General features: G+C 51.6%; 12 protein-coding genes. 6 read left to right on the top strand and 6 right to left on the bottom strand.

What is annotated here, in order from left to right:
• The first annotated feature begins 11 nt into the window (after positions 1-11).
• Positions 12-4,094: a chemotaxis protein CheB gene (locus ABD880_RS00435; RefSeq protein ID WP_345161203.1), complete on the top strand. Its 4,083-nt coding sequence runs from the start codon at positions 12-14 to the stop codon at positions 4,092-4,094.
• A gap of 143 nt (positions 4,095-4,237) precedes the next feature.
• Here ABD880_RS00435 and ABD880_RS00430 read toward each other — a convergent pair whose 3' ends face one another.
• A complete protein-coding gene (locus ABD880_RS00430; protein WP_345161202.1) occupies positions 4,238-4,648 on the bottom strand; it encodes an SPW repeat domain-containing protein in 411 nt (136 codons plus the stop codon).
• A gap of 1,062 nt (positions 4,649-5,710) precedes the next feature.
• Between ABD880_RS00430 and ABD880_RS00425 the strand changes: the two genes are divergently transcribed.
• On the top strand, positions 5,711-6,661 hold the full coding sequence (locus ABD880_RS00425; RefSeq protein WP_345161201.1) for a hypothetical protein: 951 nt from the start codon (positions 5,711-5,713) through the stop codon (positions 6,659-6,661).
• 71 nt (positions 6,662-6,732) lie between these two features.
• Here ABD880_RS00425 and ABD880_RS00420 read toward each other — a convergent pair whose 3' ends face one another.
• Together ABD880_RS00420 and aspA are read right to left on the bottom strand one after the other, a co-directional pair.
• Complete coding sequence (locus tag ABD880_RS00420; RefSeq protein WP_345161200.1) at positions 6,733-7,539, bottom strand: phosphatase PAP2 family protein; 807 nt, start codon at positions 7,537-7,539, stop codon at positions 6,733-6,735.
• A gap of 94 nt (positions 7,540-7,633) precedes the next feature.
• Positions 7,634-9,046, bottom strand: a complete 1,413-nt coding sequence (aspA, locus tag ABD880_RS00415) for an aspartate ammonia-lyase (RefSeq protein ID WP_345161199.1) — start codon at positions 9,044-9,046, stop codon at positions 7,634-7,636.
• A 353-nt stretch (positions 9,047-9,399) separates the two neighbouring features.
• On the opposite strand from aspA, the gene ABD880_RS00410 reads away from it, so the two are divergent.
• From ABD880_RS00410 to hrpB, 3 genes are all read left to right on the top strand, one after another.
• Entirely contained in the window at positions 9,400-11,070 is a 1,671-nt protein-coding gene (locus ABD880_RS00410) for a S8 family peptidase (RefSeq protein ID WP_345161198.1), read from the top strand.
• Positions 11,071-11,352: 282 nt separating this feature from the next.
• The gene (locus tag ABD880_RS00405) at positions 11,353-15,804 is read left to right on the top strand and encodes a DUF7619 domain-containing protein (protein ID WP_345161197.1); all 4,452 of its coding nucleotides are present in this window, start codon (positions 11,353-11,355) and stop codon (positions 15,802-15,804) included.
• Positions 15,805-15,959: 155 nt separating this feature from the next.
• Positions 15,960-18,545 carry an ATP-dependent helicase HrpB gene (gene hrpB / locus ABD880_RS00400; RefSeq protein WP_345161196.1) on the top strand — a complete coding sequence of 862 codons (2,586 nt, stop codon included), beginning with the start codon at positions 15,960-15,962 and terminating at the stop codon, positions 18,543-18,545.
• A gap of 135 nt (positions 18,546-18,680) precedes the next feature.
• Here hrpB and ABD880_RS00395 read toward each other — a convergent pair whose 3' ends face one another.
• Positions 18,681-18,998 (bottom strand): hypothetical protein, encoded by a 318-nt coding sequence (locus ABD880_RS00395; protein ID WP_345161194.1) that lies wholly within the window; start codon positions 18,996-18,998, stop codon positions 18,681-18,683.
• 88 nt (positions 18,999-19,086) lie between these two features.
• Positions 19,087-19,869, bottom strand: a complete 783-nt coding sequence (locus ABD880_RS00390; RefSeq protein ID WP_345161192.1) for an MBL fold metallo-hydrolase — start codon at positions 19,867-19,869, stop codon at positions 19,087-19,089.
• 251 nt (positions 19,870-20,120) lie between these two features.
• On the opposite strand from ABD880_RS00390, the gene ABD880_RS00385 reads away from it, so the two are divergent.
• Positions 20,121-21,398: an O-antigen ligase family protein gene (locus ABD880_RS00385; RefSeq protein WP_345161190.1), complete on the top strand. Its 1,278-nt coding sequence runs from the start codon at positions 20,121-20,123 to the stop codon at positions 21,396-21,398.
• 162 nt (positions 21,399-21,560) lie between these two features.
• Here the strand turns inward: ABD880_RS00385 and ABD880_RS00380 are convergent, their stop codons facing one another.
• The gene (locus tag ABD880_RS00380) at positions 21,561-22,313 is read right to left on the bottom strand and encodes an ABC transporter ATP-binding protein (protein WP_345161188.1); all 753 of its coding nucleotides are present in this window, start codon (positions 22,311-22,313) and stop codon (positions 21,561-21,563) included.
• Positions 22,314-22,315: the final 2 nt, after the last annotated feature.

Raw genomic sequence — 22,315 nt, 5'->3', positions numbered from 1 at the left:
TCCCGTTGCCCATGAATAATACGCTTGCCCCCATAAAGCCCCCTAAAACTGACCACTACCTTGTTGGGATTGGCGCCTCTGCCGGCGGGTTGGAGGCCATTCATAAGTTGTTTGACTACTTCCCCAACAATTCCAGTTTTTCGTTTGTCATCATCCAGCACCTGTCGCCAGACCACAAGAGCCTGATGGCCGAGCTGTTGTCCAAACACACCCAGATGCAGGTACTGGAGGCCGAGGACAACATGCGCACCCGCCCCAACTGCGTGTACGTGCTGCCCAGCGGCAAGCAGCTCACCATTGAGCGCGGACGCCTGCAACTGGTCAACCAGGTACGCAACCGCGAGCCTAACTTTGCCATTGACGTCTTTTTTGAATCTCTGGCCAAGGACCGCGGCCGCTATGCCATTGGCATCATCTTGTCAGGCACGGGGTCTGACGGCACCAAGGGCGTGAAGATGATCAAGAACGCCGGGGGCATGGTGATGGTGCAGGACCCAAATACCGCCAAGTTTGACGGCATGCCCCGCAGCGCCATAGAAGCGGGCTTTGTGGATTACGTCTTCTCTCCAGAGCGCATGCCCGGCGAGATCATAGAATACACCCGCCAGATACCGCTGGTAAAGTCCCTTTTAGAAAAAGACCTGGACCAGGAAAACGAGGAGGTTCTCAAAGAAATCCTGGACCTGATCTGTACCCATACCCAGACCAATTTCAAGAACTACAAACAGGCCACCATCTACCGGCGTTTGAAAAAACGCATGGACACCCTTAAGGTGGAAAGCCTGCCCGCCTACCTCACCTATTTGCATGAGCACCCGGCAGAGATCAAGCAGCTGTGCCAGGAGTTCCTGATTGGCGTCACCAAGTTCTTTAGAGACACAGAAGCGTTTGATTTGCTGGAGCAAGAGGTGATTCCAGACATTGTGGCCAGCGTCACAGAAGATGAACTGGTCAAAGTCTGGGTAACGGCTTGCAGCACCGGTGAGGAGGTGTATTCCCTGGCCATATTGTTTCATGAGTGCTTTGAGAAGCTGGGACGCGCGCCCCGCATCAAGCTCTTTGCCACAGACATTGACCAGCGGGCCATCAAGGCAGCCTCAAAGGGCACGTACTCAGCCAACATAGCCAAAGACGTAAGCCCTGAGCGCCTTCAGAAATACTTCCATCTAAAGAACAACCGCTACACAGTCAATGAGAACATACGGGGACTGGTGGTATTTGCCCAGCATGACCTGCAAAAGGACCCGCCGTTCAGCAGAATGGATTTGATCACCTGCCGCAACATGCTTATCTACCTCAACCCAGATCTGCAGCAGAAGGTGTTGGCGGTGTTCCCGTACGCGCTCAAGCAGAACGGCTACTTGCTACTGGGGTCCAGTGAGCACATAGGTGACATGAAAACCTACTTCGCGGAGCGCAACCGCAAATGGAAGCTGTTCCAGAAGATAAAGGACAAGCACGGGGTGCAACGCAACTACGGCATCACGCCCCAGGCCCACTCCTTTCCGGTAGAGCACAGTCCGTCCTTCAAGAGCTCCCAGCTGGTGCGCTACAATGACCAGTTCATGGACGCCGTGGCCGAAGATTTTAAAATCACGGGCCTGTACGTAGATGACAACTTCCAGCTGCTGCACGGCATCGGGGACATTAACCGGTTCTTAAAGCTGCCCGACAAGCGCCTGCAATTGAACCTGCTCAAGATGGTGCCCAAAGAACTGGCCGTCACCCTGAGCGTGGACATTAGAAAGGTGCTAAAGAACCAAAAGTCGGTGGCACGGCAGGTCATGATGATGCTGGGCAAGAAACAGCAGTTGGTGAACCTGTCCGTGAAGCCCATCTCTGTGGACCGTGACATGCCCAAGGTCATTCTGGTCTTGTTGCAGGAAGTAGGCAAAGCCAGCCCTTCGCTCAAGAACCTGAAGCCCTCCCTCATCACAGAAGAGGATTCTGACTACTTCACGCAGCTTACCGCTTTGGAAATAGAGCTCAAGGAAGCCCGCGAAAGCCTGCATCTGACGGTGCAAGACCTGAGTACCGCCAATGAGGAACTGCAGTCAACCAATGAGGAGCTCATGTCTTCTAATGAGGAACTGCAAAGCTCCAATGAAGAGATGCAGTCTTTAAACGAGGAACTACACACAGTCAACTCTGAGCACCAGTTAAAAATACGTGAACTGCAGGAATTGAACGAGGACCTGGACAACTACATAAGGAGTTCCAACATTGGCCAGCTCTTTCTAGACCATCACCTCATCATCAGGAAGTTTACGCCGTCTGTCAAGAACATCATCAACATCATAGACATTGACCTGGGCAGGCCCATCCATCACCTGTCCCATAACCTGCGCTACCCTAACCTGCTAGAAGACATCCAGAAAGTGAACAACACCTCTGTTGAAGTAGAGCAAGAGGTAGAAACCAAGGACGGCAAGTACTTTCTGTTGCGCATTATCCCCTACCTCAAGCATGACGGCAACAAGGACGGCGTTGTGCTAAGCTTTGTGGAAGTAACCACCCTCAAAACCCTCAGCAACGTGGTGCAGGGCGTGCTCAACAGTTCGCTCAACAACATCATGGCCTTTAGGTCTGTGCGCAACGCAGAGAAACAAATCACAGACTTTGAGTGGAGCCTGCTCAACAAGCAAGCCGAGAAACTGATAGGCGTGCCGCAGGCGCACCTGATTGGCAAAAGCGTCATGGAAGACATGTCCTTTCTCAAGAAAAACGGCTTGTTCAAGAAATTTGTCCGGGTGGTGGATTCTGGCCAGCCGTTGCACCTGGAGCAGTACCTAGACTTTAACGGCACCCGCGCCTGGTTTGAGATTGTGGCCGTTAAAATGGGAGACGGCTTCACGGTCACGCTGGCAGATATCACAGACAAGAAAATCAGCGAAGAGAAGATTCTGATGGCCTATGAAGACCTCAAGAAGGCCGAAGAAGAACTTATTAGACTGAACAACCAGCTGGAGATACGGGTGGTGGAGAGAACCAAGGAAGTCACTGACAGCCAGGAGCGGTTTAAGCTGGTCTCAAAAGCCACCAATGACCTTATCTGGGACTGGAACGTGGTCACCAATGAGCTCTGGTGGAGCGACACCCTGGAATCTATTCTGGGCTACAGCCACCTGGAGATGGAAAACGGCATTGATTCCTGGATCAGCAAGATTCACCCCGAAGACCGGCAACGCGTCCTGAACGGCGTCAATGAGGCCATCAACTCGGGCAAGGACCAATGGATAGCCGAGTTCAAGCTGGCCCGCGCCGATGGTTCCTACGCCTACATTTACAACCGGGCCTACATTCTGCATAATGAGTATGGCATGCCCCATCGCGTGCTGGGCTCGTTCATTGACCTCACAGACCTAAAAGAGACGCAAGAGAAGCTCAAAGAAACCAACAAACACCTCTTGCTGGTCATTGAAGACCTGGACAACTTTGTCTACACGGCCTCGCATGACTTAAAAGCCCCTATCCTGAACATAGAGGCCCTCTTGCGTGAGCTAAGGGTAGAACTGCCCGAAGACGAGTTTGCCCAGTTAGAGCTGCAACAGATCATTAGCATGATGGAGGGCGCGGTAGAGCGGTTCAAGAAGACCATTGACAACCTCACCGAAGTCACCAAACTCCAAAACGAACAGCACGGCGTCATTGAAAAAATACAGATAGGCGACTTGATAGAGAACGTGGTCATGGACCTGGACCAGATGTTCAAGGAGTCTGGCGTGCAACTGAAAGTAGACGTATCTAAATGCCCTGTTATTTCTTTTTCTGAGAAGAATCTGAGGAGCATCATCTATAACCTTATCTCTAACAGCATCAAGTACCGCTCCCTAGACCAGGAGCCTTACATCCATCTCACGTGCTTTACCGAAGGCGGCTACAGCGTCTTAAAAGTAGAGGACAACGGCCTGGGCATGAATCCGGCGCAGGAAGACCAACTGTTCTCTCTGTTCACCCGTTTTCATGACCACGTAGAAGGTTCTGGCATTGGCTTGTACATGGTCAAAAAAATAGTCCACAACGCCGGCGGTAAGATTGAAGTCTCTACCAAAGTAGGCAAAGGCACCACCTTTAAGGTATACTTTCCTAAGTAAGGAAGCTTTTATCTATTAACAGTTCGGCTCGTTTTTGGCCTGTTTTACAGAAAACAGGCCAAAAACGAGCCGAACTGTTGTTAAAGGTTCTTGCCCACGAATCTTCACTTGAAGCGGCAAAATGCCACGGTAGGGTTATGCCCTTACAATGCCGGCAGCGCCTCGGCTTTTCTGCGCAGGGTTCTTTCCTTGAGGGGGTCCATTTCTTCTGGTCTGGACAATGCCCCTACCACCAGGCCGGTCACGCCCAGCGCTATGAACGTATTTCTGGCCTTCTGATGATGAGAGAAGCCAAACAGCCAGGGAGCAGCCAGCGTAAACAGACTGGTCACTACGTCCACGGCCAGGTGCGCCTTATAAGGTACTACCGGCACGGCTCCCCACTCAGCCTTGGTGACCAGGGCAGACACCAGCGCCATGCCGCCAATGGCCCGGCATAAGGTGGTGGCTGTTTCTTGTCTGGTAAACCCTACAGACTCTGGCGCAGAGGCCATGGCCGGAATATAGGCTGCCTCGGCTACGCCGTGCATCTGCCTTGAGATTGGTTGCCACATATTTCTGTCGTTTAAATGAAAGCCGCTAAAAAAATCCTTCTTCTAGCATACGCCTATTTTTCTACGACGTCCTTTTTCACAAGTTCCTACCTCTACGCACTTCGAGGGCGTTTTTAGCCTATTTTCCAGAAAACAGCCCAAAAACGTAAACATCCTTCTCCTAAAAGCACGATGTTAGGCACGGGATAGGAATGGTCAGAATTGGGGGAAGGTGGTTGTTGAAGTTGCAGAAGAAGGGAATGCGCGGGAGAAAAGGCAGTGCCCTTGTCTCTTCATCTGCAATGCCAACCTTCTCCTTCAGGGAGAAGGATTGTGGTAATGCGTTTTTGAGCTGCTTTCAGGAAAAGAGGCTAAAAACTATTCTATTGCTGATTGTTAATTGCTGATTCATCTCCTGATGTAAACACCCCTCTACAGAGCTCCGCTCGCTGGCTCAAACTCTCGTTTGGCCAATCCTCAAGGGGAGAATCCTCGTTTGGCAAAGGCTTCTACTACGTGCACCTGATCCAGTCTTTCCGGCGAGTCGCCTAAGCAGGTTGCCGCCTCTGACAGGATAGCGGTCACGATAAAGCAATGTTAGTTAAATAAGCAAGGAAGTAGCCATGCAAAAGAGGCAAGCTGGTACAGCGCGAGGCGGGAAGACGGGGCCCCGCGGCCGTGAGCGCTTGGCGGCGCAGATGAAACAAGGCAGCATAAGGGCACCGGGAGAAAGAACCTTCTCAGGAATAGCCAACGGAAGCGCACGGCAGAGAATCACGGAAATGACATCCGCGCCATAGAAGAGGCACAAAGCTAGTCAGAAAGGCAGTCTGGGTTGTTGGTGAGAACACAACAACGGCGGGAGCAATTACCGTATTACAACAATTGACAATCAGCAACCAGCAATAAACGCGTTTTCCGCCTAATTCCCAGAAAACACGCCAAAAACGCAGTCAACTTCATCCCCAAAACTCCCCTCATTCCTACTAAAAAACTTAGCAAAAATAAAATATCTACTTCTTCCTTTTAGCAAACTACCTTTGTAAAACTGTTGTTACCCTCAACAAAGCACCCAACCCTTGTATGGAGAATCAGTACCTGGAGAACCTTAGAGCCATTGCCTTCACGCTGCACATCAAGCCCAAGAACCGCGCCGACCAGGCCGTGGCCGTGGGCCTGTTGGCAGAGATGCTGTTGCTACTGCAAGAATCGTACATCCAGTATTTAACCGTCACCAACAACAAGCGCAAAGGCGTCATCAACACGCAGTCCACCAGGCCCGAGGTCACGTCAGACCTGATGATGGTGGACGTAAACTTTGAGGGGTTCAAGGCCAGCATTGCCCCAGATTACCTGGGCACTAAAGCCAAAGGCGCCAGCAGCATGGACTTCCCGTTGCCGGTGTTAAAAGAACTTTTCACCACTTTTGTGCAGGAGATATTGACGGCAGATTACAGCCATTCAGAGAAAGTGATGGAACTAGGTGACCGCTTTACCACAGAGGAGCGCAAGCGCATCTTCGGGCCGTTGTTCAAGACCATCCAGAAAGCCGATGGGCACGAGATTCTGGTGAGTGCGCCAGGCAGTGGAAAGGCCTTGAACCTGACTCGCATTCCGCAGGCCGCCGTGCAGGAACTGACGCCTTCCAAGGAAAAGCCCAAGGTGATACGGCCCAAGAAAGTGCGCCTTCCCATGGCTCCGCCCCCTGAGCCGGCTAGTGAAGAAGAACAAGAGGAAGAAGCGCTTGCCCCAGCATACGCCATGGTGCTGCTGCATAAGATCACGGTGGCCGGTGAGCCACCCATCGTCCTGAAAAGACCGCTGGAGGTGCGGGTAGACGTAGAAGACGGGGTGTACCTTTACTCTTACCATGACCTGGAGTTGGAAGTGAGCGGCGCTACGCAAGAAGAAGCCGAAAAAGCCTTCCAGTTTGCGTTCTACTCCCTGTATGAGCACACCGGCATGGAGTATGATGAGAACCTAACCGACAGCGCCAAGCAGATTAAGAAAGGTATTTTGAGTTTGATTAAGTAGTCTAATAAACCAGAAGAGCCGCCTTGTAGTACAACAGGGCGGCTCTTCTGGTTTATTGGAAATGGCTGTAGCTAGGTGATCATCACGTCTTCCTTGCTCACGGCCTGCTTAACGCGGTCAATGGCCAGGTATTCCAGAACGCCTACCGCCATCACCACCCACAGCAAGCCCAGCAGGAAGCCAGCCACCACGTCCGTCAGGAAATGCACGCCCAGGTAAATCCGGCTTATGCCAATCAAGAGCACGTAGAGCAGTCCCATCAAGAACAGCAGAATCTTGGCCCGCTGGTGCTTTACCTCTAGCAGGCAGAAATACGCCAGCAAGCCCACCAAGGCCATGGCGCTGGCCGCGTGCCCACTGGGGAATGAAAAGGAGTTTTCTGGTACGTAGAAGGCCACGTCTAAGGGCCGTTCCCGGCTAAAATAGGTTTTGAGAACGTCCATGGTAATGCCACTGCCCAGCACTGAAATAATAAGCGCCACCAAGTGCTGGTACATGCGCTTGACGTACAGGAAAATGCCTGCCAGCAAGGTCATGGCCGTGACGCCGTACACGTTGCCCAAGTGCGTGAAGGCGTACAGGAACAAACTCAGTTCTGCAGAGCGCATGTCAAAAAAGAAGGCCGTCACCTGAATGTCCATGGCCTTGGTAGCCTCTGAGTTGACTACGTTCTCTACCAGCTGGCTTAAAAGAAAGAGCGTGAACCCAATCAACAGCAGAAAGACCGTCAGAGGAAGGCCGTAAAAATGGTCTGTCTTGAACCGGGCATGCAGAAACTTGAAGAAGCGCGGGTACTTCTTCTTCAGGTCGCGCATGTACGGTAGCTGGAAAACGGATTCTACCCATTCCGTGAGGTACAGCAGGGGGATCTTAAACATACACCTCTCTCTTAAAGTACAACGTCATTCATCTTTAAAGCCTGTATTCAATCGTTCCCATCGGGAAAACACAAAACACAGACATAAAATGCTTTTACGCATTAATGAACACGGGGTGTATCATATTCTGGAAAGAATAAATTTCATTCCATTTCTCCTGCGTGATCAATTTACGCTCCACCACTACAATGTCATGGATGGACTTGCCGGTGGCCAGCGCTTCTTTGGCAATAGACGCCGAGGTTTCATAGCCCAGAATGGGGTTCAAGGAAGTTACAATGCCCACGCTGCGCATGACCATGGCCTGGCAGTTCTCAACGTTGGCCTTAATGCCGTCCACGCACCGCAGGCGCAGGGTGTTCAAAGCATTGGTCATGTAGTTGATGGACGTGAAAATACTGAAGGCAATGACAGGCTCCATGACGTTGAGCTGCAACTGCCCGGCTTCGGCGGCCATGGTCACAGTCAGGTCTGCGCCAATCACGTAGAAGGCCGTCTGGTTCACCACTTCTGGAATGACGGGGTTCACCTTGCCTGGCATGATGGAAGAACCTGGTTGCATGGCCGGCAAAGTGATCTCCGCTAACCCAGCGCGCGGCCCCGAGGAGAGCAAGCGTAAGTCATTGCAGATCTTAGAGATTTTGATGGCGTTGCGCTTGAGCATGCTGGAGATGTGCACGTAGGTTCCCATGTCTGAGGAAGCCTCCACCAAGTCTTCGGCCAGGACCATGGGCAGGCCCGTCAGTTCCGCCAGATACTTGACGCACAGGGCCGGGTATTCTTCGGGGGCGTTGATGCTGGTGCCAATGGCGGTGCCGCCCATGTTGCATTCGGTGAGCTTGCGCTGGGCTTCGCGCAGGCGCTTCAAGTCATCGTTTAGCGTGGTGGCAAAAGAGTTGAACTCCTGCCCCAGAGACATGGGCACGGCGTCCTGCAACTGCGTGCGTCCCATCTTCAAGACCTGCTCAAACTCAGCGGCTTTGCGCTTAAAGGACTTGCGCAGATCTGAGAGGGCCTCTATGTACAGGTTCAGTTTAAAGTACAAACACAGCATGACCGCCGTGGGATAAGTGTCATTGGTGGACTGCGAGAAGTTGACGTGGTTGTTGGGGTGCAGATACTCGTACTGGCCTTTCTGGTGGCCCATGTACTCCAGGCCAATGTTGGCGATGACCTCGTTCACGTTCATGTTAAACGACGTGCCCGCCCCGCCTTGAATCAAATCTGTGAGAAACTGGTCCTGGTACTTGCCGGCTATAAGCTGGTCGCAGGCATAGACAATGGCTTCGCAGACGGCGGGCTCCAGCACGCCGCAGTCGCTGTTGGCCAGGGCGGCGGCCTTTTTCACGTAAGCAAAAGCCTTGATAAAAAACGGCTCCTGCGCGTTGGTGATGCCCGTGATGTTAAAGTTCTCCAGCGCCCGAAGGGTCTGCACCCCGTAGTACGCGTGCGCTGGAATCTCTTTTTCGCCTAGAAAGTCATGTTCAATTCTGCCTGTTGTTTCCATGGGGACTGCCGTTTGGTTTTGTAGTGCGCCTAGAAGAGTCACTGTGCTAACATACCCTTTTTCTGATGGATGGGTTATGTTTGCCCTTACGCCAGCGGCTTGACTACCGTTTTTAGCCTGTTTTACAGAAAATAAGCCAAAAACGACGATTGCCGTCACGCACACCCATCAACTATTCTTTTAAACTTAGACCATCCCTTTTGCTGGCAAAAACTGAGAGAATAGTTAGATTTATTTATAGAAAACTGTAACTTCGTCAAGAACTACTTAACATATTACCGCGCTTTTGGAAGGCTCTCCTGCCTTGTGTTATTTTATCTTCCTTTCTCTTTGGTACTGCTTTAGGCCTTTGTATGAAAAAAACCTCTACGCTTTCTGCCAGTCTGCTGGTAGCCTTGGGAGTCTCCCTGGCACTTCCTGTTTCTACCCTAGCCCAAAACGGCCCTAGCACGTCCATTGCCAGCTTTGACAAGGCCTTGGTGAACTGGTACAACCTAAGCCCCGAGGTGGAGCAGGTGCAGGGCGTGAGCGTGAACCGAGTCTACCAGGAGCTGTTGCCCACCCGCACGCCCAAACGCAAAATGGTGGTGGCCGTCATTGACAGCGGCATAGACATTCTGCACGAGGACTTGCAAGGCCGCATCTGGACCAACGCCAAAGAGATTGCCGGCAACGGCCTGGATGATGACAACAATGGCTATGTGGACGATGTGCACGGCTGGGGCTTTCTGGGCAACGCCAAGGGTGAAGACATCAAGTTTGAGACCTATGAGTTTGTCAGGATTTTGAGGAAGCTACAGCTTACTTATGGGCACTACCCCTCCCTGCAAAAGGTGCCGGTAGCCAAGCAACAAGAGTACAAACAATACGCGGCGGCTAAAAAAGCCTATGACGAGGAACTGGCCAAACAGCAGAAAAACCAGCAGTCCTTGGCCAATTTCAGTCAGGTGTTGGCCAAAGTAGAAGGCATCATTGCCCAGCATCTGGGTAAGAAGGACTTTACGCTGGCAGAACTGAAAGGCATCACCACCGCCAGTGAAGACGTGCTGCGGGCCCGCGCCTGGCTGGTGGGCAGGTATGACCTAGGGTACACGCCCTACTCCTTTCAGCGCATGCTTGAAACCAGCGACCTGTTTCTGAACCAGCACCTGAACCTGACCTATGACCCGCGTAGCACCATCATTGGTGACAACCCCGAGGACATCCAGGACCGCCAATACGGCAACAGCAACGTGACCGGTCCCCGCCCCGACCACGGCACACCCGTGGCGGGTGTCATTGCCGGCGTGCGCAACAACCAGATAGGCATTGACGGCATTGCCCAGGACGTAGAGATCATGGCCCTGCGTGCCGTCCCCCAGGGTGATGAGCGCGATAAAGACATTGCCTTGGCCATACGCTACGCCGTAGACAACGGTGCGCATATCATCAACATGAGTTTTGGGAAGAGCTTTTCTGCCCAGCGGAGCCTGGTAGACGAAGCCACGGCCTACGCCGAGTCCAAAAACGTACTCATAGTCCACGCCGCCGGCAACGACGCCTCCAACATTGACGAGGCCGCCAACTATCCCACCAAGAAAAGAACCGACGGCACCCTGGCCAGCAATTGGCTGGAGGTTGGCGCCAACGCCCGCCTCCTGGATGAGAACCTCTGCGGCGAATTCTCCAACTACGGCAAGCTCACTGTAGACCTGTTTGCCCCCGGTGTAGACATCATCTCTTTGGCTCCCGGCAACCAATACCACAAGATGGATGGCACCAGCTTCGCCAGCCCCGTGGTTTCTGGCGTGGCCGCCTTGGTCTGGGCTTATTACCCAGAACTGACGGCCGTAGAGTTAAAGGAGGTCTTATTGGCCTCTACCGTACAACACCCTAAGCAGAAAGTGTATCAGCCTAATCTGGCCTCGGCCAACAAGCGCAAGGTGGCCTTTACGGCGCTTTCTAAAACCGGCGGCATTGTAAACGCCTATCAGGCCATGCTACTGGCTGAGAAAAAAGTGGCGGAGAAGGGTGTGAAGAATTAGTCAAGATTCCGTTTTTAGCTTGTTTTCTGGAAAAGAGGCTAAAAACGCAGCTCAATTTTTCTGCTTTACTACTACTCTTCTTAAGCGAGCCTTCCCCTAGTTCTGACCCAGAATATAGTTTCTTGCAACAGGTTGGGGGGTAGCTTTTGCGCGCCAATGATTGTTTAGAAAATTCTCAGGGTCTTAATTTACCTAAAGAAAAAGCCATAGCTTTACTTCTCTAATACAGAATCTTATATACCAATTCAATCTAGAATTTAATCCCCTCCCTTTTCTCTGCTTATGAAAAAAGCATTACTACTGCTATGTTCTTTTTTGTTTCTGCAATCCGCCTTCTCACAAAAATATAACTTCCAGGAAAAAGCCCAGATAGGCATTACCGTTACCTCACCTTTTGATGTAGCCGTAGACAAAGAAGGCAACCTCTACATTCTGGAACAAAACACCATCACTAAGTCCAGCCCTGACGGTAAATTGCTCGCCTCGTTCCCCATCGGGACAAATACCACCAGAATTTTCACCTCCCTTGCCCTGGACCAGATGGGCAACATGTACGTGTCTGACACTTACTGCCAATGCATTCAGAAGTTTGACCCGGCAGGAAAACCCCTGATGAGCATTGGCGCTAAGGGAACGGCAGACGGCCAGTTTCTTAACATGGGCAAAATAGCCATTGGCCAGGACCAGACTCTGTACGTGGCCGACGCCAGGAATGCGCGCGTGCAGAAACTCAGCCTGCAAGGCCAGTACCTGGGCAGCATTGGGGCAAGTGTGGTCAACGGTGGTGCCATTGGTTCGCCTACAGACATAAGCCTAGACGGACAAGGCAATGTTTATGTGCTGGACAACACCAAAGCACTCATCCATAAATACTCTCATGAAGGGGCTTTGCTCCAACAGTTCAGTACCCCTCAACCAGCACCAGGATCCAACACGGTCAACAATCCTTCCTTCACGGTTACAGAGACGGGCGGCTATTTTTTGGTCAACTCTTACAACAAGACGGTTTATAAATATGACGCTGAGGGGGTACTCCTCACCCAGTTTGCAGGGTATGGTAATCAGGACGATGCCTTGCTGGGCAATTATCTGAACTTGGCCCTGGACGCAGAAGGTAATTTGTATGCCTCAGACAGTGATGCTACCCGTGCCAGTGTAAAGAAATATTCTCCCTGGGGCTTTTTCCTGAAGAAGTATGGAAAGGAATTCAATTACTCAGAGCCAGCCTTTGACCTGTTGAATAACCTGTACGTGTTTGATATAAACTCTAAAGAGATTCATAAATACAATGCCCAGGGAGTTCTCCTAGAGCGCCGGAAAACGACTGTCTACATGAACACCACCATAACGGCGCACCTGGCGGTAGATGTCAACAATGACTTGTATTTACTAACCTACGGAGACAGTTCATCAGCCATCAGGAAATATAACACCGCTGGATTATTAGTAAAGCAATTCAGTTTAAAACTCCCTCAGCAGGGAAACAACTTGATCTCCCCTAGTGGTTTTGCCATTGACAAGGCGGGCACCATGCTTATCTCTGATAGATGGGGGGGAGTTATTCACCAATTATCCAAATTGGGCACGTATGCAGGCACCATTGGTAAAACCACCTCAGGTCATGGGAGTTTTCCCTATCCTCAATCCATTGCAATAGATGGCATAGGGTTCATGTATGTCATAGACAATTTTGACATGAACACCATTAAAGTATTGCGCCCAGACGGCAATGTATTAAAGGAATACAATGAAGCCAACCAGAAACCAGGCATTCGGCCACTCACTATATCAGTGACCGAATTTGGAGACTTGTTTGTGGCCAATAACGCGGCTTATCCTATTAAGAAACAGTTGAAAATATTTAGCGCTAGCGGGGCCTTGCAGAAAGTGATGGACCTGCCCGTTAATGCGGTGGCTACTAACAAAAGCGGCACCTTGCTGGCAGCGCGGTTAGACGGCGGCGCCATTCAGATTTTCACAATTGACAACGGACCAACCCAACGCTTCATTACCGGCAAGATATACAATGATGTCAATGGGAACTGCCTGGAAGATCAAACTGAAAATGGCCTTGCCGGGATGGTGGTAGAAGTATCGCCTGGCCCCTATTATGGCATTACAGACGCGGCAGGATTTTATAAAGTGCCTGTAGACACCGGAACCTATAAGATTAAGGTGCTGCCCTCCCTTGCTACGGGCATCAGTTATTTACCCACCTGTCCTACCAGTAAAATTTCGGTACCGGTAAAAGTCACGCAGGAAGATGGTGTTGTACAAGGGCCTAACTTAGGCTTTAAAGTATCCTATACGCCTTACCTGAGCGTGAACGTGTCGTCAGACCGTCGTCGGCGCTGTTTCCGGAACACTACAACCGTCACCTACTCCAATGCGGGCTATGGCGCGGCGCAGGACGCCAGGGTAATCGTACAAATCCCAGAGTTTGTGCATCTAATTTCTGCGTCTGCTCCCTTCACCAGAGATCACACGGGGAATTATGTATTTGAGGTGGGCAACCTAGCCGGCCATCAGAAAGGAGTAATCTCCATCATTGATTCTGTGACCTGCGCAGACCCCTCCATCCGGGGCCTGACCGTCTGTACCAAAGCCTGGATCACGCCCGCCAACCCAGAACATAAGGCGGTAGATTGGAATCGTGCCAACATGGTAGTAAACGGCGAAGTACAAGAAGATGGGCAAGTGCGTTTCACTCTACACAACAGCGGTAGCGGCGACATGACCGACAGCCTCTCCTACCGCGTTTTGCAGGACGGTGACCTTTCCCTGAATGGCAAGTACCGGTTGGCTGCTGGGGACAGTCTCACCCTAAGGTTTACACCAGAGGCGCGGGCCTTGCGCGTAGAGGCAGACCAGCCCCTTGGCCATCCTGTCAAAAGAATGTCCAGCGCTAATGTAGAGGTAAGGAGCAAGAACGACGGCATTCCCTCACCGGCCATGAACGCTCTTCCGCCAGATGACCCAGAGCCAGAGATAGCCATAGACTGCCTGCCCATCATTGACTCTTATGACCCCAATGACAAGCAGGTCATCCCTGCGGGCCTTACCTCTGAGAAGTATACGCCCACCAACACCCCGCTTAGGTACACCATCCGGTTTCAGAACACAGGCACAGACGTGGCGTACCGCGTAGTGGTGGTAGATACCCTGTCCGCTGACTTGAACCTGAGCACGCTGCAGATGGGCACGGTCACGCATCCCTATCGCTTAACCGTGACGGGCAAAGAAAGACCAGTGCTCACCTTCACGTTTGATAACATCATGCTGCCTGACAGCGCGAAAGACCTGGCGGGAAGCAACGGTCTGCTTCAGTTCAGCATCCGGCCTAAGACAACCCTGCCAGAGAAGCAGTTGATTGAGAACTTCGCGGACATTTTCTTTGACTACAATGAGCCGGTGCGCACCAACACCACCGTCAACAGAATCTACAACATACCTCCTGTAGTGGGTGACAAACAGTTACAGGCCAAAGAGGTGGTAGTGTCCCCAAGCATTGTCAGTTTCTCCCCTGTGGCCGGCAAGCCAGGCACCGATGTAACCATTTCTGGAAACAACTTTTTGCTGCCCCCTGGCCAGAACAATGTGTTCTTCAATGGAATACAGGCCCCGGTACTTGAGGCCACCAATACTATTTTGAAAGTACAAGTGCCCGTAGGAGCTCTCATTGGCAAGATAAAAGTTTCTACTCCAACCGGATCCTCTACCACGTTTGAAGACTTCACTGTGTACCAGCCCCCAGTCCTTACCGGCTTAAGCGTGACAGAAGGCACCATAGGCGCAGAGGTGACGTTGCAAGGGCATAACCTTAGACCAGATTTGCTAGAAAGCATTACCCTGGGCACTGTCACCTGCCAGATAGCCAGATACGCCAACAACGGGGTGATTATTTCCATACCGCAGGGAGCCTCCAGCGGCGTGTTTACGGTCAACTCCAAAGGCGGCACCGCTCAGAGCACTGCCTTTAGAGTATGGCAGTCGCCTGTCCTCGGTGGTTTTAACCAGGCAAGACAACGCGTGGGCGGCAACATAATTCTGCAAGGCGAAAACTTTGCGCCAGAGGCAAGCAGAAACCAAGTGCTGTTTGGTGATATCGCGGCCAAGGTGTTAACTGCCCAGGAGCAACTGGTAACGGTGCAGGTACCTGCCGGCGCCGTGACGGGCACGGTAAAAATCACTACGCCCGGCGGAAGCTCCAGCAAATCCTTTGAAGTCATCCCGGCTCCTGTCATCACCCATGTGCTCCCTAACGCAGCCAGCATAGGAACCGTGGTAGAACTGAAAGGGGCGCACTTCCAAACAATGGGCCATCAGGACACCATCACCTTAGGGAATGTAAAGGCCGAGGTCCTGAGCGCCTCCCCTACCGTTCTGCAGGTGAGAGTCCCAAGAGGCGCCGTCAGTGGATTTGTCACCGTTGCTGGTATGGGCGGAACCTCCAAAGCAGACTTTAGGGTCCTGCCGCTCACTCCGCAAGAATCCATTGAGGTCTATCCTTCGCCCAACCAAGGCAGATTTACCATTGACTTCCTCAAGGCAGATTTTGACGTGCAGTCCGTGCAGATGCTGGATAAAACGGGAAGGACCATCCATCAGCAGGCGGTGCAAGGAATCACCAACAGCAAAATGGACATTGTATTACCCAACGTACCTGCGGGCATCTACATTCTACTTTTACAAACTAATCAGGGAGTGGTCACCAAGAGAGTTGTGATTCAATAAGGGGCTATAACCTCTTGTCCCAGACCAAGGGTTCCCATCAGATTCATCAAAGGCAGAAGGCAGGATGAGTTTGATGGGAATTTTCGTTTACTGTAAAGATTCCGTTTTTGGCCTGCTTTCCGGAAAACAAGCCGAAAACACCTCTATTCTGCCATGTGTTTTCTTTCCTCAAGAATCCCGACCTTTGCCTCAAGATGTCCGTGATTCCTTCCCTTTCCCAACTACCCGACTTACCTGTCAAAGAAGCGCTTCCGGCTTTGCTAGAAGCACTACAAACCAATTCACGTGCCGTGTTGGAAGCACCACCGGGGGCTGGTAAAACTACCTTGGTTCCGTTGGCCTTGTTGCAGGCAGACTGGCGCGCAGACGGCAAGATCCTGATGTTAGAGCCCCGTCGGTTGGCAGCCAGAGCCGCTGCCCAGCGCATGTCAGACATTTTAGGCGAGGCCGTGGGCCAGACGGTGGGCTACTGGGTAAGACTGGAGCACAAGGTATCTGAGAAGACCAGAATTGAAGTAGTCACCGAAGGCATCTTGACGCGCCTCATTCAATCTGACCCCGGTCTGGAAGGCATTGCCGCCATCATCTTTGACGAGTTTCATGAGCGCAGCCTGGCCGCCGATACGGGCTTGGCGTTGGCCTTGGATGTACAAGCCGTGCTGCGGCCAGATCTAAGACTGCTGGTGATGAGTGCCACCTTAGACGCAACCGGCGTAGGTATCTGGCTGGAGGCTCCTGTGGTAAGAAGCGAAGGCCGCATGTACCCGGTAGAGACGCATTACCTCTCTCCCCCTGAAGTAGCCGCCGCCGGCACCAGACCGCCAGAACGCTTGGCCGCCTTAACTCCCAAAGCCATCAGGACAGCACTTACCAAACATGCTACCGGAGATGTGCTGGTATTTTTGCCCGGCATGGGCGAGATGCGCCGGGTGGCACAAAGGCTGGAAAGCACCTTACCTGCCACTACCCATCTGCATTTGTTGCACGGTGAACTAACTTTGTCCCAACAGTTGGCCGCCATTCAGCCGGCCCCTGCAGGTCAAAGAAAAGTGGTATTAGCCACCAGCATCGCTGAGACCAGTTTGACCATTGAGGGTGTTACCATTGTGGTGGACGGAGGCTTTGCCCGCGTGCCCAGGTTTGTACCGCGCAACGGTCTAACCACCTTATCCACCACCCAGGTCTCGCAGGCCGCCGCTGACCAGCGCCGCGGCCGCGCCGGTAGATTAGGCCCGGGCGTCTGTTACCGGCTTTGGACCCAGGCAGATCAACTGCAGTTGCCAGAACGCCAGGCCCCCGAAATCTGCGAAGCCGACCTTTCCAGTCTGGCCCTGGAATTAGCCATTTGGGGTGTGAAAGACGCCAACCAGTTAAAATGGCTGGACACGCCACCAGCCGCCGCCCTGGCTTTAGCCCGTGACCTACTCCTAAGATTAGAAGCCGTAGACGCCCAGGGCAATCCCACTCCTCATGGCAAGGCGATGGCGGCCTTGGGACTTCCGCCTAGGCTAGCCCACCTGGTTTTACAGGGACATGCGCTTGGGTTAGGTGGCACCGCCTGCGCCTTGGCTGCCCTGCTCGCTGACCGTGACATCCTTAAACCACAAGCCGGGAGCTTCACAGAACCATTGCCGGACTTAGCCCTTCGGCTGGAGATCTTGGACTATAAGCGACCACCTACCCCGGGGTTTGTAATAGATGATAATGCGCTCAGAAGAATCAAAGAACAGGCCCAGCACTTGCGACAGCGCCTCAAAGAAACCCAGAAGACCATCCAGCCAGACAAGGCAGGACTCTTGGCGGCCCTCGCCTACCCAGACCGGTTGGCGCAGAGAGAATCGGCGGGCAGGGTACGGCTGGTCACTGGCCAGAAAGCCACCCTGCCCACCGAGCTGTTTGCAGAGGCTGAGTTTTACGGAGTAGCCCACCTGGAGATTAGCCATCGGTCCAGGGTTTTGTCGGCCGCGCCCATAGACAAAGCTGAAATACTGGCGCACTTCAAACATCAGTTAGCCGAAGCAGAAGAAGTGAAATGGGATGCCGCCACCGAAAAAGTGGTGGCCAGGAAAATCGTAAGATTGGGCGCTCTCATCCTGGAGGAAAAATCCATTGCCCATCCTAACGCAGAACTGGTGGCCCAAGCGCTGCTGCAAGCCCTGCAGGAAAAGGGCGTGGAGCGTCTGCCTTGGTCCAAAGAGGCACTTCAGTTAAAAGAGCGACTGGCATTTATGCATAAGTTAGACGCAACGTCCTGGCCAGACGTCTCTGATTCTAAGTTGCAGGAAACCCTGGAAGAATGGCTGGGCCCGCATTTATTGGGGCTTAAATCATTGGACCAGGTGGCTCGCCTAGACTTGGCGGAGATCCTGCTTACGGACTTCACCTGGGAGCAGCGGCAGGAACTGGATCGTCTGGCGCCGTCACATATAGAGGTGCCCACTGGCTCAAGAATAACCCTGGATTACGCCAACCCAGAGGCGCCGGTGCTAGCGGTGCGGTTGCAGGAAATATTCGGGATGCTGGACACGCCCAGGATTGGCGGCGGCAAGGTACCCTTGCTGGTCCATTTGCTCTCGCCGGCCATGCGCCCCGTGCAGGTAACCCGCGACTTGAGAAGCTTCTGGACCACGGGCTATTTTGACGTACGTAAAGACTTGCGCGGCCGCTACCCCAAACACCACTGGCCCGAGGACCCGTTGACGGCCCCGCCTACCCGCCGAACCAAAAACAGACCGCAATAATCCCATTTTCCTATCTTGGTCGTTTTTGGTCTGTTTTCAGGAAAACAGGCCAAAAACGACTTTCTCACTACTTATCTTGAAACAGAAAGGGGAAGCCGCTTTGGCCTCCCCTTTCTGTTTCAAGATCTTTAGAGATTATAAACCTCCGCGCGAGCCAGATGTCTTCTCGCCCTCATGTCCTTTTACTTTTACAATCTTATTGTACAAGCCTAACAACAAGAACGGAGCTGGCCACTGGCCAACAAACAGCGCCTCGTCGTCTTTTTTCATGATTTTAAGCGTGGCAGAAATAGCCATAGAACCTAGGGCGGCCCATAAGAACAAATCTGACGGCAACTTTGCGGTATACTCTTCTATGGTTCTGGCCACAGGGCCTTCTCTGTGCTCTGGGTTGAAGTTATCAGCTTTCTGCTTTAATTCTCTGGCTTCGTTTTTAAGGTCTCTTGCTTCCATAGTGTTTATAGGTTAAGATTTGGATATGCCTATAAAAACGCAGGAGTAAGTATATGGTTTGCAAAAAAATACAATTACCCATTAAAACTTATGCCACGGCCTCTTGCATCTGCAAGGTAAACACCGGGGTTTCTTCATATCTGGAGGCCACTACTATCTGCGTATTCTCTGCCTGCGCCAGAAACAGCTCTCTGACCAAGTTAGGGCAGTTGTTTTCCTTTGACAAATGCGAAAGCAATAGATGGCTCATGTGGTCTGGTTTACAAGCCGCAAACAAGGCCAGTGCCTCGCGGTTAGACAGGTGCCCATGGCCGCCCCGTATGCGGTTCTTGAGGTAATAAGGATAGCGACCGGTTTCCAGCAGGTGTTCACAGTAATTGGCCTCTAGAAAAGCCACGTGGCACTCACTAAAATGGCGCATGAGGTTCTGGCAGGCTCTACCAATGTCCGTGAACACGCCTATTTTATACTCCTGGCAAGCCACTACAAAGCTGTGTGGGTCTGCGGCGTCATGCCATTTTGAGAAGGCCGTGATGGTCAGGTCTCCAATCTGCACCGGCTCATCTGCCAGAAAAGGAATGGCCTCAATGGCTTCTGTGCGCAGGTAGCAGTTCTGCAAGGTGGCCGGCGTGATGTAGACCGGAATCTGGTGCTTTCTGGCCAAAACCGCCACACCCCTGATATGATCTGAATGCTCATGCGAGACAAAGATGGCCTTTACCTTGCACATGCTCAGCCCCAGGCGGGCCATGCGCTTCTCGGTTTCGCGGCAAGAGATGCCCGCGTCAATCAGGACTGCCTCCTGGTCATTGCCCACGTAATAGCAATTGCCGTTGCTGCCAGAATTAAGTGATGTGTACTGTATGCTCATGCGGCTGCAAAGTAACCAAAAGGCGTTTGAATCCTCTACTATATAGGCAATGGCTATATTAAGATTTACTACTTATGACTCTTCATAACTCCATTCTTGAGTGATGCTTTAGCGCGCAACTGCTTATCAGGCAGGCACAGCCTTGCCTTTCTGCCTGCGGGCTACCGCTTTTTAATGTAGCTTTGCATTTAGAAGTAAGGGCTGGACCACCTTAATTTCTAGATTATATCCAAGACCGGGCCTGTTGCTGTATGAATCAAAAAGAGAAAATCCTCTACGCGCTTCTTTTACTTTTCTTTGTCTCCTTGTTTACTGGTAGCCTGGCTGCCTTCTCTAGCATCACCACCGGTGCCTTGTTCTTGTATGGGTTCTACTTTAATTCCATCAGGGAGAAGTGGCTGCTTTTAAAGCGCCGGACGCATGTGCAGGCCATGTTGGTTTTCTATGGGCTACTGATGGTAAGCGCCTTGTTGTCTGCAGACACAGAGACTGGCCTGCATCACCTCAAACTCAGGCTACCGCTCCTACTCTTGCCAATTGGGGTAGGATTGCTGGACCTGCGCCAAGAGTTTAAGGAAAAGGTGTTGCTCAGTTTTGGCACCATCACCTGCCTGGTCATGTTCATTTGCCTGTTGGCCAGCATCTACTATTCTGGCTTCTTTGCCCGGCCCGAGCATTTGTACAATGATGCGTTGACGGTCATCTTAGAAAGACAGTCCATTTACATAGCGCTTCTGGTGAACGTGTCCATCTTCATCTTTGCCCGCGCCATTTTCTACTCCAGTCACAGGCATAAGGGGTTACTGACGCTGGGCACGCTTTTCTTATATGGAATTGCCTATTTGTTGGCCAGCAGAATCATGTTTGCCTGGCTGTTGGTAGTCACGCTGGGGTTCAGTTTTTACTATGTCATTAAGCACCGTAAGCTTCTGGAGGGTCTGACGCTGGTGCTGGGCTTGATCATAGGTACGGTGGTAGTGAACAAAACCCTGCCTCTTACCTTTAACCGCTACAAAGAGGTGGCTTACAGCAGCTTCAAATTTGACAATATGGGCCGCGAAAGCCACTACAATATGCAAATCACCGAGGACCAATGGAACGGCGTCAACTTTAGGCTGGCCGTCTGGACCTGCGGCATGGAGCTATTCAAGGAGAACCTGGTGCTAGGCACTGGCTTGGGTGACAAAGACGCTGCGTTAAAAGAGAAATATGCCGAGAAGAACTTCCAATACGCCATCCAGACAGACCGGAACGTGCATAGCAATTACATTGACATCCTGTATAGTCTGGGACTGGTAGGTTTTCTTGTCTTTGCGGTAAGTTGGCTGGGTTTGCCTATTATGCAAGGCCTTAAAACCTACAATGGCCTGGCCGTACTGGTAACGCTTACTTTTTCCGCTGCCTGGGTGTCTGAAGTATATTTTGCCCGAAGCATTGGCGCTATGATGACCGGATTTTTTCTGCCGTTTTTATTGCTTAGGAAAAAGGAAGCTTCTACTTCAATAGCCCTAGTAAAAGAGGAAGAGTAGTCTGAGTGATTGCCTATTATGTGTTATAAGAGAGTACAACTGCTACTTTCCCTTGGGTGGTTAGAAGACCATTTTTAGCCTATTTTCTTCAAAATACGCCAAAAACAAAGGCCCGCTGGTACAACCAACGGGCCTTCGTTTTTCTAAGGTCAGGTACAGGAATTAATGGTTGTCTTCCATATACATTTCAATGGCGATGTCTGTGTCTCCAATGAATTTCAACTCTCCGTTCTTCATAAAGGCGGCGCGGCTACAGTATTTCTTAATCACATCCATGCTATGGCTCACCAAAATCACGGTTTTGCCTGCTATCCAGGAGCTCTCAAATACTTTGATGGCCTTCTCCTGGAACTTGACATCGCCCACAGCAAAAATCTCATCCAGGAACATAATGTCTGCTCCAGCCTTCACAGCAATAGAGAAGCCCAGACGCGCTACCATACCAGAAGAGAAGAATTTAATCTTGGTGTCAATGAATTCGCGCAGTTCGGCAAAGTCTACTATCTCATCAAAGATGGCATCTATCTCTTTGATCTTTAGCCCTAACACTGAGCCAGACACATAAATGTTCTCTCTTGCCGTCAACTCATGGCTCATGCCTACGCCCAGGTTCATCAGCATGGTAGACCCTTGAATGTTTATATAACCACTGTCTGTAGGGTATACGCCGGCCAGCACCTTGACCAAGGTAGACTTTCCAGAGCCATTACGCCCTAATAAGCCAATGCATTCGCCTTTCTTAATCTCTAATGAAAGACTCTTAAGGGCAGGTACGTACTTTGTCTTAGGTGGATTAAAAAGGTTGAAGAGCCTATGTTTTACGGTATTGTGACTGTCTTCAGAAATCTGAAAGGTTTTACTAATGTTTCTGGCCTTAATAGCCAACAAGTCCTTCGCTACTGCACTTTCCATCATTT

It is taken from the genome of Nibribacter koreensis, from assembly GCF_039541795.1.
Lineage (GTDB): Bacteria > Bacteroidota > Bacteroidia > Cytophagales > Hymenobacteraceae > Nibribacter > Nibribacter koreensis.
The sequence above is the reverse complement of the archived record's forward strand: the minus strand, read 5'-3'. Positions and strand labels throughout refer to the sequence as shown.

What these genes read in the sequence shown, in the direction of transcription:
- ABD880_RS00435 (WP_345161203.1), top strand. Translation starts at nt 12, where the DNA reads ATGAATAATACGCTTGCCCCCATAAAGCCCCCTAAAACTGACCACTAC.
- ABD880_RS00430 (WP_345161202.1), bottom strand. Translation starts at nt 4,648, where the DNA reads ATGTGGCAACCAATCTCAAGGCAGATGCACGGCGTAGCCGAGGCAGCC.
- ABD880_RS00425 (WP_345161201.1), top strand. Translation starts at nt 5,711, where the DNA reads ATGGAGAATCAGTACCTGGAGAACCTTAGAGCCATTGCCTTCACGCTG.
- ABD880_RS00420 (WP_345161200.1), bottom strand. Translation starts at nt 7,539, where the DNA reads ATGTTTAAGATCCCCCTGCTGTACCTCACGGAATGGGTAGAATCCGTT.
- aspA (WP_345161199.1), bottom strand. Translation starts at nt 9,046, where the DNA reads ATGGAAACAACAGGCAGAATTGAACATGACTTTCTAGGCGAAAAAGAG.
- ABD880_RS00410 (WP_345161198.1), top strand. Translation starts at nt 9,400, where the DNA reads ATGAAAAAAACCTCTACGCTTTCTGCCAGTCTGCTGGTAGCCTTGGGA.
- ABD880_RS00405 (WP_345161197.1), top strand. Translation starts at nt 11,353, where the DNA reads ATGAAAAAAGCATTACTACTGCTATGTTCTTTTTTGTTTCTGCAATCC.
- ABD880_RS00395 (WP_345161194.1), bottom strand. Translation starts at nt 18,998, where the DNA reads ATGGAAGCAAGAGACCTTAAAAACGAAGCCAGAGAATTAAAGCAGAAA.
- ABD880_RS00390 (WP_345161192.1), bottom strand. Translation starts at nt 19,869, where the DNA reads ATGAGCATACAGTACACATCACTTAATTCTGGCAGCAACGGCAATTGC.
- ABD880_RS00385 (WP_345161190.1), top strand. Translation starts at nt 20,121, where the DNA reads ATGAATCAAAAAGAGAAAATCCTCTACGCGCTTCTTTTACTTTTCTTT.
- ABD880_RS00380 (WP_345161188.1), bottom strand. Translation starts at nt 22,313, where the DNA reads ATGATGGAAAGTGCAGTAGCGAAGGACTTGTTGGCTATTAAGGCCAGA.